A 14,659-nucleotide genomic window follows, 5' to 3' on the forward strand; every position below is an offset into this window, starting at 1 on the left:
CGATCCGGGGCCCGTGAGGCGATGCCCGGGCCGGCGACACTCCCGTACACCCGCACTCGTGGGGTGCGGAACGGCGGTCGCCGTCGGAGAAGGTCGCGGGGCCGATAAGCTGAGGTCGTATCGCGGTGCCTGACGCCCGCATCGGCGCGGGGCGACGCGCCCGCAGCTTCACCACCCCTGACGGGGGTCGGCCGGCGGGCCGACCCGAAAGAGAGACTAGCCTGATGGCTGTGACACGCCGCGCAAAGATCGTCTGCACCATGGGTCCCGCCACCGCCTCCCCCGAGCGCATGCTCGGTCTGGTCGAGGCCGGCATGGACGTCGCCCGAATGAACTTCAGCCACGGCAGCCACGAGGACCACCAGAAGGTCTACGAGCTGGTCCGGGCCGCCGCGAAGCAGACCGGCCGTGCCGTCGCCGTCCTCGGCGACCTCCAGGGCCCGAAGATCCGCCTCGGGAAGTTCGCCAACGGGCCGCACGTGTGGGCCACCGGTGACATCGTGACCATCACGAGCGACGACATCCTCGGCACCCCCGACCGGGTGTCCTGCACCTACAAGAAGCTGCCGCAGGAGGTCAAGGTCGGCGACCGCCTCCTCATCGACGACGGCAAGGTGGCCATCGAGGTCACCGACGTCGCCGGCAACGACATCACCTGCCTGGTCACCGAGGGTGGCCCGGTCTCCAACAACAAGGGCGTCTCGCTGCCCAACGTCGCGGTCAGCGTGCCGGCCATGAGCGACAAGGACGAGGAAGACCTCCGGTTCGCGCTCGGCCTGGGTGTCGACCTGATCGCGCTCTCGTTCGTCCGCTCGCCCGACGACATGAAGCTCGTCCAGCAGATCATGGCGGAGGAGGGACGCACCGTCCCGGTCATCGCCAAGGTCGAGAAGCCCGAGGCGGTCGAGCACCTCGAGGCCATCGTGCTGGCGTTCGACGGCGTCATGGTGGCCCGTGGTGACCTGGGTGTCGAGCTCCCGCTCGACCAGGTGCCGCTGGTGCAGAAGCGCGCGGTCCAGCTCTGCCGCGAGAACGCCAAGCCGGTCATCGTCGCCACCCAGATGCTCGACTCGATGATCGAGAATTCCCGCCCGACCCGCGCCGAGGCCTCCGACGTGGCCAACGCGGTGCTCGACGGTGCGGACGCCGTGATGCTCTCCGGTGAGACCTCGGTGGGCAAATACCCCGTCCTCACGGTCAGCACCATGGCCAAGATCGTCACCACCACCGAGGGCGGCGACTTCGGTGTGCCGGTCCTGCAGCACGACCCGCGTACCCACAGCGGCGCGCTGACGGTCGCGGCGTCCCGCATCGCCTCCAACATCGGCGCCAAGGCCCTCGTCGCGTTCTCCCAGACCGGCGACACGGTCCGCCGCCTCAGCCGGCTGCACAGCGACCTCCCGCTGCTCGCGTTCACCCCGGTCCCCGAGGTCCGCGACCAGCTCGCCCTCTCCTGGGGTGTCGAGACGTTCCTGACGGACTTCGTCCAGCACACCGACGACATGTTCCGCCAGGTCGACCAGGCGCTTCTCGGCCTCGGCCTGGCCAAGCCCGGCGAGTACGTCGTCGTGGTGGCCGGCAGCCCGCCGAACGCCCCCGGCTCCACCAACACCCTGCGCGTCCACCAGCTCGGATCGCTCGTCGACCCGGGCACCGTGTGACCGTGGCTCCTTCCGGCCAGGCCGCCGTCGACCAGCTGCTCGAGGTTCTCGACCTCAAGCAGCTGGACACGGACCGTTTCCAGGGCGAGAGCCCTCAGGTGGGCGCCCAGCGCGTCTTCGGCGGCCAGGTCGCGGGCCAGGCCCTCGTGGCGGCGGGACGCACGGTCGACCCGTCCCGCGCCGTGCACAGCCTGCACGGCTACTTCGTGCGCCCCGGCGACCCCACGGTGCCGATCGACTTCACCGTGGAGACGATCCGCGACGGCCGCTCGTTCTCGGTCCGCCGCTCCACGGCCCAGCAGCACGGCAAGACCATCTTCTTCATGTCGGCGTCGTTCCAGGTCCACGAACAGGGCCTCGACCACCACACGCCGGCGCCGCACGACCTCCCCGGCCCGGAGGACACCCCGACGGCCCAGGACTGGCTCGCGCGCTATCCCGAGCGGCAGGCGTCCTTCAACGCCTCCCCGCAGGCGATCGACGTCCGTTACGTCGGCACCCCCGGCTGGGTGCCCCCGGGCGACCGGGCCGCGGCCGACCAGCAGCGGGTCTGGATGCGGATCAACGGCACGCTCCCGGACGACCCGCTGATCCACGCCTGCGCGCTCACCTACGCCTCGGACCTGTCGCTGCTCGACTCGGTCCTGTCCGTGCACGGCGAGGTGTGGGGTCCCGGCGGCGTGATCGGCGCGAGCCTCGACCACGCCCTCTGGCTGCATCGCCCGTTCCGGGCCGACGAATGGTTCCTGTACGACTGCACCAGCCCGTCCGCCTCCGGCAGCCGGGGCCTGGCCAGCGGCCGCATGTTCACCCGGGACGGCACCCACATCGCGAGCGCGGTCCAGGAGGGCCTGCTCCGCAAGATCGGCGCCTGACCCGGCTCCGGACACAGAAGTGCCTCGCCGGCTGCGGGACCCCGGCCCGGCGACTGACCGGTTGGGTGGTCCCGCCTCCGGCGAGGCGGGGGAGTGGCTTCCTCGGACGGGCGTCAGTCCACCATCCGGCTGCGCATGATGATCGAGGTGTCGTCCATGCCGGGCCCGGCCGCCTCCGCGGCCCGTCCCGCCGGGTCCAGCAGCGGCAGCGATGCCGGGGTGTGGCCCGACGCCGACGCGTTGGCCGCCGCCAAGGCCGCTGCCTGGGCCGCCGCGGCAGCCGCGCTCGCCTGGGCCGGGTCGGGCAGTTCGGCGCCCTCGGCGGTGTCCGGGATCTCGACCTGACGGGCCTGGTCGGCCGCGGCCCGGGCGGCGGTTCCCGGGGCGGCCGCGCCGGTCACCCCGGCCAGGGCGAGCATCGCGTCCAGGTCGGCGGTGGTCCGCACCACCTCGTCGTGGAACGAGCCGGTGGGGCCCGGTCCGGCCCCGATCTGGGTGGCGGTGACGTGCGGTACCGGCATGCCCGTGGCGCCGGTGTCCAGCGGCACCGCCCGGTCGCTGGTGCCCGAGGGCCGGGCGAGATCCGCCATGCCGGCGGCGGACGGCCGGCTCGGGGCGGCCGCGCGGTGCCGGGGCGTCGTGCCCCGCTGCGGTGCGTCGTCGAAGTCCGCCATGCCGGCCGTGTATCCGGCGACCCCGATCGCCCGTTCGGGCGGGAGCTCCAGCAGGTGCTGCGCGCGGGTCCCGGCCGAGGCCTCCCGCAGGCGCAGCGACGCGACGAGGTCCGCGACGCCACGGATCAGGGCGGCACCGCCGAGGATCACGACGACCAGTTCGGCCGTACGCGCGTAGGAGCCGGCGGCGAAGAATCCCAGCGCGACCTCCGTCACACCCACGACCGTGAGCAGTCCCCAGATCCGGTCGCTCTCCCGGGTCAGCATGGCGATCGCCAGGTCGGCGGCGCCGCGGACCATGAGGTACCACCCGATGAGCGCGGCCGGCGTGGTCCACGACGACGTGTCGCCGTCGGTGATCAGGATGGCGCCGGTCGCCGCGAACAGGACGGTCATGCCGGCGTTCAGCCACCACGTGCGGGTCCCGGCGAGGGCCCGGACCGCCTCGGTGACCGCTGCGAACAGGATGACCGGCCCGGCGACCTGGGCGATGTCGGCCGGTTCGAGCCGCAGCACGCTCCAGGCGACCGCCAGCCAGGCCACGCCCGCGAACAAGAGGAAGCCCCACATCCCGTCACGGACGACGGTCAGGGGCGATGATCCGGACCACAACATGGAGCCTCCCGCATTGCTGGTACTGCCATGACAACACCAGCCATGACCAGCAATCCGGCCTTTCCCGGAAATACCTCAGGTGCGCGCCCGGCGCTCAGGCCGTGATCGAGGACACGCGCAGGCTCTCGGAGCAGTACCGTGAGGGAGACCGGTTCCGGCCCCTGAACAGGGCCGGAACAACGTCGGTAGGTGTGCCGAGGGCGGGACTTGAACCCGCACGCCCTTTCGAGCAGAGCATTTTGAGTGCCCCGTGTCTGCCATTCCACCACCCCGGCATGCTCGATTCGCCACAACCAAGGTCACGGCGATACGAGCAGGACACACACTACCTACTACGCTGTCAGAGGTGACACCCAGATACCCGGGTGTCGCACCATCGGGAGTGTTGGGGGTAAGGGTTTCGTGGCCGACACGCAGGCGAGTGCCGAGCGCAGGCGGGTGTTGATCGCCGAGGACGAGGCTCTGATCCGGCTCGACCTGGCCGAGATGCTGGTCGAAGAGGGTTATGACGTCGTCGGGGAAGCCGGTGACGGCGAGACCGCCGTACGCCTCGCCGAGGATCTCTCTCCGGACCTGGTGATCCTCGACATCAAGATGCCGATCATGGATGGCCTCGCGGCCGCGGAGCGGATCGCCGGCGGCCGTATCGCCCCGGTGGTGATCCTGACCGCGTTCAGCCAGCGCGACCTGGTCGAGCGGGCCCGCGCGGCCGGTGCGATGGCCTACCTGGTCAAGCCGTTCCAGAAATCGGACCTGGTGCCGGCGATCGAGATCGCGCTGTCCCGCTATTCGGAGATCTCCGCCCTCGAGTCCGAGGTGGCGGGCCTCACCGATCGGCTGGAGACGCGCAAGAGCGTCGAGCGCGCCAAGGGCGAGCTCATGACGAAGTATTCGATGACCGAGCCGCAGGCCTTCAAGTGGATCCAGCGCACCGCGATGGATCACCGCATGACGATGCGCGAGGTCGCCGACCGGATCCTCGCCGAGGGCGAGGAGACCGAGACCGCCACCGAGGCGCCACCACCGCAGTCATGACCACGCCCGGCCGCCGGCGACCGTACCCCCGGGTGCGCGCATCGCCGGTGGCCGCGCGGGTTCTCGCGGTGGCGGTCCTGCTCGCGGCCGGCTGTGACCCGGCCCCTTCCGAACCGGCCCCGCCGGTTGCGGCGCCGCTGTCGCTGCCCTGGCAGGTTGTGGAGCTGCCGGTGCCGCCGGGTGCTCCGGGCCGGGTGATGCTGCGGGATGTGACGTTCTGCCCCGGCCACTGGTTCGCGGTGGGTGCGGTGGCGGACGTCAAGGGCGGCACCCGCCCGGCGGCGTGGTCGAGCCCCGACGCGGTGACCTGGTCGGCGCTGCCGATCGAGGCGAAGACCTATTACGGCGACCAGAACATCCTGGCGACGGTGGCCTGCCGGGACGGCCGGATGGCCGCGGTCGGCGCCAAGGTCGGCGGCGCGCACGGCAACCCCCGGACCAGCTCCTGGTATCAAACGCCGGCCGGCGCGCTGCGGGAGGTGACCGCCCCGTTCGAGCTGTACGGCGGCCCACAGGCGATCAACGTGACGCGGCTGCACGCCGGTCCGGCCGGATGGCTCATCACCGGCAACCGGATGTCCGGCGCCGCCGCGTGGCTGTCCCCCGACGCGGCGACATTCGCGATCAAGGAGCGCGCACCGGGGCTGGCCTCGAGTGCGGCGGGGGAGACCTGGGCGTTCGACGGCACCCCGGCCGACGATGGATGGCTGATCGTAGGCGGCTGGTTACCGTCCGGCAGGATCGACCGGGACGTGGCCGGCTGGCGCTCGGTGGACGGTGCGGTGTGGACGCCGGTACCCGCCGCGGAGCCGACCAGTGATTACGAAGAATTGCAGCGAGTGGTCACCGCCGATGTCCCGGTGGCTCTCGGTGTTCGGGGCGGCAAGTTCGGAGCGTGGCGCCTCGAGTCCGGCTCGTGGCGGCCGGCCGGCACGTTCGGCACGGTTCCCCCTGGTGGGAAAGCCGGCGTTCGATCTCTCAGCGGTGCTCTGCTGGCGGCGACCACCGACGGCAGTGCCTACTCTGTGTGGTCCTCATCGGATGGTGGCCGGAAATGGCTACCCGTGGTGATGCCTGAGCCGACGGTGATCGGCGGCGAGGGTGCGGTCGCGGTGGCCGCCGGTGCGGGGCATTGGGTGGTTGCTGTCGACAATGCCCGGGATGCACTAATTTATCTGACTGAAACACCCGGTTAACGCGCCAGCTTTGTTACATGGGCCACTCAGGCAGCCGACCCCTGGCTTAACGTGCATGCCTTCGTAACGGTTTGGCAAGCGTCACGTTTGAAGCTTACGCAGCAAATCTGAGACAAGTACGCTGCGCCATCACAAGCAGTAAGCAGGTGCTGCGGTTCGGACGCCCGGGGACGGCGACGAACACGTGGTGAACCCGTCCGCGGCGCCGCGCCTGCACCTGGATGAAAGGTCATAAGCCTTGAGGCGAAACTTTGTACGAGCTCTCGGCGTCGTGGGTCTCTCCGCGTCGCTGCTGGCAATGGCAGCCTGTCAGGACGCCGGGGGCGACGACACGGACGCCGCCGCCGGCTGTGGCGGCAAGATCGCGATCTTCGGTGCCTTCACCGGCGCCAACGCGGGTCTGGTCATCCCCTCGCTGAACGGTGCCAAGCTGGCCCTGAAGCAGTTCACGGCGGCCAACCCCGACTGCAAGGTCACCATGCAGGAGTTCGACACCCAGGGCACCCCGGAGCAGGCGACGCCGATCGCCAACCAGGTCGCCCAGGACACGTCGTTCACCTCGGTCATCGGTGGTCACTTCTCCGGTGAGTCCAAGGCGACCATGGCGACCTACAACGCCGCGGGCCTGGTCATGGTCAGCCCGTCGGCCACCGCCGCCGAGCTCACCACGCTGGGCAACAAGAACTTCTTCCGCGTGGTCGGCAACGACAACACCCAGGGCGACGCGGCTGTCACCTACATCAAGAACACGCTCAAGGCGCAGAAGGTCTTCGTCATCGACGACGGCCAGACCTACGGCGTGGGCATCATCGACCGGGTCAAGGCCGGTCTCGGCGCGACGGTCGTCAACTCGGACAAGGTCCAGACCGACCAGGCCAACTTCGACGCCACCATCTCGAAGATCAAGTCTTCGCAGGCGGACGTCATCGCGTACGGCGGCTACACCAACGAGGCTGCCCCGCTGCTCAAGCAGGCTCGCGCGGCCGGCGTCACCGCCAAGTTCCTCGGCTTCGACGGCCTGTACGACCCCGGTTTCCCCAAGGGTGCCGGTGCCGCCTCTGACGGCGCGGTCGTGACCTGCCCGTGTCTGCCCGCCGAGGAGGCCGGTGGCACGTTCGCCGCCGACTACACCAAGGAGTACGGCGAGGCTCCGGGCTCGTACGGCGCCGAGGGCTACGACGGTGCGACGATCATCCTCGAGGGTTACAAGGCCGGCAAGAAGACCCGCGCCGAGCTGCTCGAGTGGGTCAAGGCGTACGACAAGCAGGGTGTCTCGAAGTACCTGAAGTTCGACGAGAACGGCGACGTGGACAAGAGCAAGGTCGTCATCTGGGCGTACGACGTGGCCTCCGGTGGCTTCAAGCCGCAGCAGGAGATCAAGCTCAGCTAGTAAGCCGGTTCCAGGACGCGGCCGGAGGCAGCAGCCTCCGGCCGCGTCTGGTGCAAAAGGAGACTTCGTGAACTTCGATGAACTCTTCGGGCACCTGGGCCAGCACACGGTGGACGGCTTGGCGAAGGGCTCGATCTACGCGCTCATCGCCCTCGGCTACACCCTGGTCTACGGCGTTCTGAAGCTGATCAACTTTGCCCACTCCGAGGTGTTCATGGTCGGCACCTTCGCCGTCCTCGGGGTGTGGAACCTGATGGGTGCCGACGGCAGCGAGGGTCTGGGCATGACCCTGGTCCTGCTCGCCGTGGGTCTGCTGGCCGGCGCGCTCGCGTCGGGTGCCACCGCGGTCGCGACCGAACGGATCGCGTACCGCCGACTGCGGCGGATGAACGCCCCGCCGCTGATCTTCCTGATCACGGCCATCGGTGTGTCGCAGGTGCTGTCCGAGACGTTCGGTCTCTGGCAGGGCCGGCTCATCGTCGGCATGCCGACCCTGGTCGAGCAGAAGGTCGCGTTCAGCATCTTCGGCACCGACGTGACCAACACGCAGTTGCTCACGATCATCGCGGCTCTCGTGATGATGGTGCTGCTGGACCAGTTCATCAACCGCACCCGCTACGGCCGGGGTGTGCGGGCGGTGGCCCAGAACCCGGACGCCGCCGCGCTGATGGGTGTCAACAAAGACCGCGTCATCATGCTGATCTTCCTGCTCGGCGGCCTGCTGGCGGGCGCCGCCGCGCTGCTCTACTCGGTCCGGTACGGCAACACCCGCTTCAACGTCGGCTTCATCCTGGGCCTCAAGGCGTTCACGGCGGCGGTTCTCGGCGGCATCGGCAACCTGCGGGGCGCCCTGCTGGGCGGCCTGGTCCTCGGTGTGGTCGAGGTCTACGCGGCGACGCTGACCACCTCGAGCTGGGAGGATGTGGCAGCGTTCATCGTGCTGGTCGTGGTGCTGTTGTTCCGGCCGACCGGCTTGCTCGGAGAATCGTTGGGGAGGGCACGCGCATGAGCGAGACAACACAGAGCGGACCCCTCGGCGCTGTGAAGGGTTTCTTCGGCGGTGTCGGAGAACGCTGGCGTGGCCTGCCCAAGTGGCAGCGCGCCATCGGTTTCCTGGCCTTCGTGGCGTTCCTGTACTACCTGCCGTTGCTGGGCATCCCCGGCCTCACGTGGCTGCGTACCGACTCGATCGAGGGCGGCAACAACTGGGCGGGTGTGCTCTTCACCTGTGCCATCTATGTGCTGATCGCGCTCGGCCTGAACGTGGTCATCGGTCTGGCCGGCCTGCTCGACCTCGGCTACGTCGGCTTCTTCGCGGTCGGCGCGTACAGCGTCGCGCTGTTCGGTTCCCGGCAGTCGCCGGTCGTCGCGGCGATCCAGGAGAAGTTCGACCTGTCCCAGGACTGGGCGGTCGCCTGGGCGATCTGCATCCCGATCGCGCTGGCGCTCGCGATGATCTCCGGTGTCATCCTCGGCTGGCCCACCCTGCGGCTGCGCGGTGACTACCTGGCGATCGTGACCCTGGGCTTCGGCGAGATCATCCGGATCGTGGTCCGGAACTCCACCGAGTGGTCCGGCGGTGCCGCGGGTGTCGCGGCCATCCCCGGTCCGCAGGGCGCGCCCTCGGCCGACAACCAGATCTTCGGTCTCATCGACGCGAAGCCCTGGTACTGGCTGGCGCTGAGCGTGGTGCTGCTGGTGGTCTTCCTGGTGCGGCGGCTGGAGAACAGCCGGGTCGGCCGGGCATGGCTGGCGGTCCGCGAGGACGAGGACGCGGCGGCCGTGATGGGCGTCGACGGCTTCAAGTTCAAGCTGTGGGCGTTCGCCATCGGCGCGGCGCTGGGTGGCCTGTCCGGCTTCCTGTTCGCGAGCCGGCAGGGCTTCATCGAGCCCAACCAGTTCAACGCCAACCTGTCGATCCTGTTCGTCGCGATGGTCGTCGTCGGCGGATCTGGCAACATGGCTGGTGCGGCGCTGGGCGCGGTGCTGCTGGCGTACCTTCCGGAGCGCTTCCGTGACTTCGCGGAATACCGCTTCCTGGTCTTCGGCCTCGCGCTCGTTCTGGTCATGCTCCTTCGCCCGCAGGGCCTGCTGCCGAGCCGGCGGCGTGCCCGTGAGCTGAAGGACCGTCGGGAGGAGGTGCCCGCGAGTGTCTGAGCGTGAGGTACTTATCGACGTCGACCACGTCACCCTGCGCTTCGGCGGTGTGGTGGCGCTCAACGACGTCAGTTTCAAGCTCTACAAAGGTGAGATCCTGGGGCTGATCGGCCCGAACGGCGCCGGCAAGACGACCTGCTTCAACGTCATGACCGGTGTCTACAAGCCGACGTCCGGTGCGGTGCAGTTCGACAACAAGACGATCACCGGCAAGAAGCCGCACGAGATCAACCGCATGGGCGTCGCCCGTACGTTCCAGAACATCCGGTTGTTCCCCGAGATGACGGCGCTCGAGAACGTCATGGTGGGAACCGACTCCCGGCACTTCACCAGCGTCCCGGGGGCGCTCTTCCGGCTCTACCGCAAGAAGGCCAAGCCGGAGGAACTGCCGGTGGTGGACGCCACCAACGGCATCGTGCGGGCATGGCAGCAGGTCCGGCTCACGTCCGCGAAGATCTTCGGGATCTCGCGGCACGCGCTGGAGGAGCGGGCGGGTGAGCGCAAGTCGCTCGACCTGCTGCGCCTCGTGGGTATCGAGCACCGGGCGAACGACCAGGCCCGCAACCTGCCGTACGGCGACCAGCGGCGGCTGGAGATCGCCCGGGCGCTCGCGACCGAGCCGAAGCTGCTGTGTCTCGACGAGCCGGCGGCCGGCTTCAACCCCGCGGAGAAGGAGGAGCTGAACCAGCTCATCCGCAAGATCCGCGACATGGGGTTCACCGTGCTGCTGATCGAGCACGACATGCGGCTGGTCATGGGCGTCACCGACCGGATCGTGGTGCTGGAGTTCGGCAAGAAGATCGCCGAGGGCGTCCCGGCCGAGATCCGCGACGACCCGAAGGTGATCGCCGCCTACCTGGGGGAGTCCGCTGATGCTGCTTGAGCTTGAGGAAGTCACCCTCAAATACGGTCGCATCGAGGCGCTGCACGGCATCAGCCTGCAGGTCGAAGAGGGCGAGATCGTGGCGCTGATCGGTGCCAACGGCGCCGGCAAGACGTCCACGATGCGCGCTGTGTCCGGGCTCAACCCGCTCGCCGGCGGCAAGATCAAGTTCAACGGCGAGGACATCACCGGGGTACGAGCGGACCTGCGCGTTCCCATGGGTATCTGCCAGTCACCCGAGGGCCGGGGCGTCTTCCCCGGTATGACGGTGCGGGAGAACCTGGACATGGGGGCGTACACCCGTCGCGACGGTGACGGCATCGCCGCCGACCTGGAGCGGGTGTTCGGTCTGTTCCCGCGTCTGCTGGAGCGGGCCAAGCAGGCCGCCGGCACCCTGTCCGGCGGCGAGCAGCAGATGCTCGCGGTCGGCCGGGCGCTGATGAGCCGTCCGAAGCTGCTGTTGCTGGACGAGCCGTCCATGGGTCTCGCACCCATGATCATCCGGCAGATCTTCGACATCATCACGGAGATCAACCAGCAGGGCACCACCGTGCTGCTGGTGGAACAGAACGCCCAGCAGGCACTGTCGCGGGCACACCGCGGTTACGTGCTCGAGACCGGCAAGATCGTGAAGGCGGGTACCGGACAGGACCTGCTCGTCGATCCCGCGGTCAAAGAGGCGTATCTCGGCGTCGCCTGATCCTCATGCGGTCACGGGGCGCTTGCGCGTGCAAGCGCCCCGTGTCGTTTCCCCGGTGACGATTCTTGTCGTACCCGGCGACTAGAGTTCCCTCCCGTGAGCGACGACATCCAGACCCCCCGACTGCTGCTGCTGGATGGCCACTCGCTGGCCTATCGCGCCTTCCACGCGCTGCCGGTGGAAAACTTCTCCACCGCCACGGGCCAGGCGACGAACGCGGTGTTCGGCTTCACCTCGATGCTGATCAACATGCTCCGCGACGAGAAGCCGACGCACATCGCGGTCGCGTTCGACGTCGCCCGCACCACGTTCCGCACCGAGATCTTCCCGGAGTACAAAGCCGGTCGCTCCGAGACCCCCAAGCCGTTCCTGGGCCAGGTCAGCCTCGTCAAAGAGGTGCTCGAGGCGCTGCGCATCCCGGTCCTGGAGAAGCCCGGTTACGAGGCCGACGACATCATCGGCACGCTCACCACCCAGGCCCGCGCGCAGGATTTCGACGTCCTCATCTCGACCGGCGACCGGGACTCGTTCCAGCTCTCCGGCGAGAAGGTGACGATTCTCTACCCGGTGCGCGGGGTGTCCGAGGTCTGGCGGATGACCCCCGACGCCATCGAGGCGAAATACGGTATCCGCCCGGAGCGCTATCGCGACAAGGCCGCCCTCGTCGGCGACTCGAGCGACAACCTGCAGGGTGTGCCGGGCGTCGGTGACAAGACCGCCGCGAAATGGATCAATCAGTACGGCAGCCTCGACGAGATCATCGCGCGGGTCGACGAGTTCAAGGGCAAGGCCGGCGAGAACCTGCGCGCCCACCTCCCCGGCGTCATGCGGAACTACGACCTGAACAAGCTCGTGCTCGACCTGGAGCTGCCGCTCGGCCCGCAGGACCTCAAGTGGCAGGGCTGGGACCGCGAGGCGGTGCACCAGGTCTTCGACGCCCTCGAGTTCCGGGTGCTGCGCGAGCGGCTGTATTCGTACCTCGACGCGGTCGAGCCCGAGGCCGAGGCCGGCTTCGACCTCGACGGCATCGTGCTGGGCACCGGTCACGTCGCGGCCTGGCTCGCCGCCCACGCCGCGAGCGCCCCGGTCGGCGTCGCGGTCACCGGCACGTTCGGCCGCGGCACCGGCACGCTCACCGGCGTCGCGGTGGCCACCGGCGACGGCCCGGCCGCCTGGTTCGACCCGGCCGCCCTCGACGAGAAGGACGAACACGCGGTCGCCGCCTGGTTCGCCGACCCGGCCCGGCCCAAGATCGTCCACGACGCCAAGCCCGCGATGCTCGCGGTCCGCGCCCACGGCTGGACCCTCGACGGGGTGCGCGTCGACACCGCCCTCGCGGCCTACCTCGCCAAGCCCGACCAGCGGGCCTACGACCTCAACGACCTCGCCCTGCGCTACCTCAAGCGCGAGCTGCGCGTCGACGCCCCCGACAACGGTCAGCTCACCCTCGAGGGCTTCGGCGAGACCGGCGACGAGAGCACCGCCGAGCAGAACCTCATGCTCCGGGCCCGCGCCACCCTCGACCTCGCCGACACCCTCATCGAGGAGCTCTCCCGCGACGACGGCGCGTCCCAGCGCCTGCTGGCCGAGGTCGAGCAGCCCCTCGAGATCGTGCTCGGCCAGATGGAACACGTCGGCATCGCCGCCGACACCGACTACCTGCACGAGCTCGAGTCGCATTTCGCGGCCGAGGTGAAATCGGCCCAGCAGGCGGCCCACGAGGTGGTCGGCCGCGAGTTCAACCTCGGCTCGCCCAAGCAGCTCCAGGAGATCCTCTTCGTCGAGCGCAACCTCCCGAAGACCAAGAAGATCAAGTCCGGCTGGACCACGGACGCCGACGCGCTGCAGCACCTGCACACCCAGACCGGCGACCCGCTCCTCGCCCACCTGCTGCGCCACCGCGACGTCGCCAAGCTCAAGTCCACCGTGGACGGCCTGCTCAAATCGGTCTCCGACGACGGCCGCATCCACACCACGTTCAACCAGACCGTCGCGGCGACCGGCCGGCTCTCCTCGACCGACCCCAACCTGCAGAACATCCCGATCCGCACCGAGGAGGGCCGCCGCATCCGCCGCGCCTTCGTGGTCGGCCAGGGCTACGAGTCGCTGCTCACCGCCGACTACAGCCAGATCGAGATGCGCATCATGGCCCACCTCTCCGAGGACGAGGCCCTGATCGCGGCATTCAACTCCGGCGCCGACTTCCACGCCGCCACCGCCTCCTCGGTCTTCCACGTCCCAGTCGAGGAGGTCGTCCCCGACCAGCGCCGCAAGATCAAGGCCATGAACTACGGTCTGGCGTACGGCCTGAGCGCGTTCGGCCTCTCCAACCAGCTCGGCATCACCACCGAGGAAGCCCGCGGCCTGATGAACGAATACTTCGAACGCTTCGGCGGGGTCCGCGACTACCTCCAGGCCGTGGTCCGCAGAGCAGTCCAGGACGGCTACACCGCAACCATCCTCGGCCGCCGCCGCTACCTCCCCGACCTGAGCAGCGACAACCGCCAGCGCCGCGAAATGGCCGAACGCATGGCCCTCAACGCCCCCATCCAGGGCTCAGCCGCGGACATCATCAAGGTAGCCATGCTCAACGTCGACAAGGCCCTGCGAGAATCCGGCCTCAAGAGCCGCATGCTCCTCCAGGTCCACGACGAACTGGTCTTCGACATGGCCCCCGGCGAAAAAGCCCAGCTCGAAGCGCTCGTCCGCCAGCAGATGGGCGAGGCCTACCCCCTGTCGGTCCCCCTGGAAGTCTCCGTAGGAATCGGCCAGGACTGGAACGGAGCCGACCACTGACCCGGCCGCCCCGCCCTGGCCGCACTCGACCGGGCGGCCTGCTCTGGCCGCACTCGACCGGGCGGCCTGCTCTGGCCGCGCTCAACCGGGCGGCCTGGCCTTGCCTGGCCGCTCTGACCTGGCCGCACCCACCCGGTCCGCCCTGCCCCGGGTGGGTGCGGCCCACGCTGGACCGCGGTGGCGTCAGCCATCAAGATCGAGCTGACTCCCCACGCCGGCCGGGCACAGGTCCGGCCCCGCACCCGAATTTCGGGCGGCACGCCGCGGATCCGTAAAGCGCAGCCGCAGCCGGGGCGTGCCTGGTCGACTCACGGCGCAGCCAGTCGCCCGCCCGGTTGCGGGCGGCGGAAGCATCGCGGTCGTGCCCCGTGCTCCCTTGGGCCGGAGTGGTCTCGGATGCGCCTCGGTGGGGGCGGCCAGGGTCGGTGCAGCCCGATCCGGAAGATCCCGGCCCGCGGCGCCCGATCTGAGAACGACCCGGCCTGTGCAGCAATCTCAAGTCTGGTGGCCAGGTCCGATGGTGGCCAGGTCCGATCGCGGTCGGGGTTGATTACCGTCCGTCCTGGTCCTGGCCGGTCCTGGTCCTGGCCGGTCCCGGTCTCGGTCTCGGTCTCGGTCTCGGTTGAGGGTTGATCGCAGACTGGGTTGATCGCGGCCTCCGGTGCTCCTGGCCTCCG

11 protein-coding genes and 1 tRNA gene are annotated in these 14,659 nt (G+C 69.4%); 10 read left to right on the forward strand and 2 right to left on the reverse strand.

The features are described 5' to 3' along the window. Positions 1-224: 224 nt before the first annotated feature. Complete coding sequence (pyk, locus tag ACIA6A_RS15030) at positions 225-1,661, forward strand: pyruvate kinase (protein WP_396098177.1); 1,437 nt, start codon at positions 225-227, stop codon at positions 1,659-1,661. A 2-nt stretch (positions 1,662-1,663) separates the two neighbouring features. Next, positions 1,664-2,536 carry an acyl-CoA thioesterase gene (locus ACIA6A_RS15035; RefSeq protein WP_396098178.1) on the forward strand — a complete coding sequence of 291 codons (873 nt, stop codon included), beginning with the start codon at positions 1,664-1,666 and terminating at the stop codon, positions 2,534-2,536. Positions 2,537-2,649: 113 nt separating this feature from the next. Here ACIA6A_RS15035 and ACIA6A_RS15040 read toward each other — a convergent pair whose 3' ends face one another. Further along, positions 2,650-3,825, reverse strand: a complete 1,176-nt coding sequence (locus ACIA6A_RS15040) for an HdeD family acid-resistance protein (RefSeq protein WP_396098179.1) — start codon at positions 3,823-3,825, stop codon at positions 2,650-2,652. Between the two features lie 192 nt (positions 3,826-4,017). Beyond that, positions 4,018-4,100 (reverse strand) — tRNA-Leu (locus ACIA6A_RS15045). Between the two features lie 127 nt (positions 4,101-4,227). Here ACIA6A_RS15045 and ACIA6A_RS15050 point away from each other — a divergent pair. The 8 genes from ACIA6A_RS15050 to polA all read left to right on the forward strand — a co-directional run bounded on the left by ACIA6A_RS15050 (position 4,228) and on the right by polA (position 13,982). Then, positions 4,228-4,860 (forward strand): ANTAR domain-containing response regulator, encoded by a 633-nt coding sequence (locus ACIA6A_RS15050; protein ID WP_396098181.1) that lies wholly within the window; start codon positions 4,228-4,230, stop codon positions 4,858-4,860. Then, on the forward strand, positions 4,857-6,056 hold the full coding sequence (locus ACIA6A_RS15055; protein WP_396098182.1) for a hypothetical protein: 1,200 nt from the start codon (positions 4,857-4,859) through the stop codon (positions 6,054-6,056). Before ACIA6A_RS15050 ends, ACIA6A_RS15055 begins: the two co-directional genes overlap by 4 nt. 238 nt (positions 6,057-6,294) lie before the next feature. Next, the gene (locus ACIA6A_RS15060; protein WP_396098183.1) at positions 6,295-7,446 is read left to right on the forward strand and encodes a branched-chain amino acid ABC transporter substrate-binding protein; all 1,152 of its coding nucleotides are present in this window, start codon (positions 6,295-6,297) and stop codon (positions 7,444-7,446) included. Between the two features lie 67 nt (positions 7,447-7,513). Continuing rightward, the gene (locus tag ACIA6A_RS15065; protein WP_396098184.1) at positions 7,514-8,455 is read left to right on the forward strand and encodes a branched-chain amino acid ABC transporter permease; all 942 of its coding nucleotides are present in this window, start codon (positions 7,514-7,516) and stop codon (positions 8,453-8,455) included. Next, positions 8,452-9,603, forward strand: coding sequence for a branched-chain amino acid ABC transporter permease (locus ACIA6A_RS15070; protein WP_396098185.1), 1,152 nt, complete (start codon positions 8,452-8,454; stop codon positions 9,601-9,603). Before ACIA6A_RS15065 ends, ACIA6A_RS15070 begins: the two co-directional genes overlap by 4 nt. Then, positions 9,596-10,486, forward strand: coding sequence for an ABC transporter ATP-binding protein (locus tag ACIA6A_RS15075; protein WP_396098186.1), 891 nt, complete (start codon positions 9,596-9,598; stop codon positions 10,484-10,486). Before ACIA6A_RS15070 ends, ACIA6A_RS15075 begins: the two co-directional genes overlap by 8 nt. Beyond that, positions 10,476-11,186: an ABC transporter ATP-binding protein gene (locus ACIA6A_RS15080; RefSeq protein ID WP_396098187.1), complete on the forward strand. Its 711-nt coding sequence runs from the start codon at positions 10,476-10,478 to the stop codon at positions 11,184-11,186. Before ACIA6A_RS15075 ends, ACIA6A_RS15080 begins: the two co-directional genes overlap by 11 nt. 96 nt (positions 11,187-11,282) lie before the next feature. Next, a complete protein-coding gene (gene polA / locus ACIA6A_RS15085; protein WP_396098188.1) occupies positions 11,283-13,982 on the forward strand; it encodes a DNA polymerase I in 2,700 nt (899 codons plus the stop codon). Positions 13,983-14,659 lie beyond the last annotated feature (677 nt).

Source organism: Actinoplanes sp. NPDC051494, from assembly GCF_044454705.1.
Classification (GTDB): Bacteria; Actinomycetota; Actinomycetes; order Mycobacteriales; family Micromonosporaceae; genus Actinoplanes.

Excerpts from the sequence above, each read along its gene's own strand:
- pyk (WP_396098177.1), top strand. The coding sequence starts at position 225 with ATGGCTGTGACACGCCGCGCAAAGATCGTCTGCACCATGGGTCCCGCC.
- ACIA6A_RS15040 (WP_396098179.1), bottom strand. The coding sequence starts at position 3,825 with ATGTTGTGGTCCGGATCATCGCCCCTGACCGTCGTCCGTGACGGGATG.
- ACIA6A_RS15055 (WP_396098182.1), top strand. The coding sequence starts at position 4,857 with ATGACCACGCCCGGCCGCCGGCGACCGTACCCCCGGGTGCGCGCATCG.
- ACIA6A_RS15070 (WP_396098185.1), top strand. The coding sequence starts at position 8,452 with ATGAGCGAGACAACACAGAGCGGACCCCTCGGCGCTGTGAAGGGTTTC.
- ACIA6A_RS15080 (WP_396098187.1), top strand. The coding sequence starts at position 10,476 with ATGCTGCTTGAGCTTGAGGAAGTCACCCTCAAATACGGTCGCATCGAG.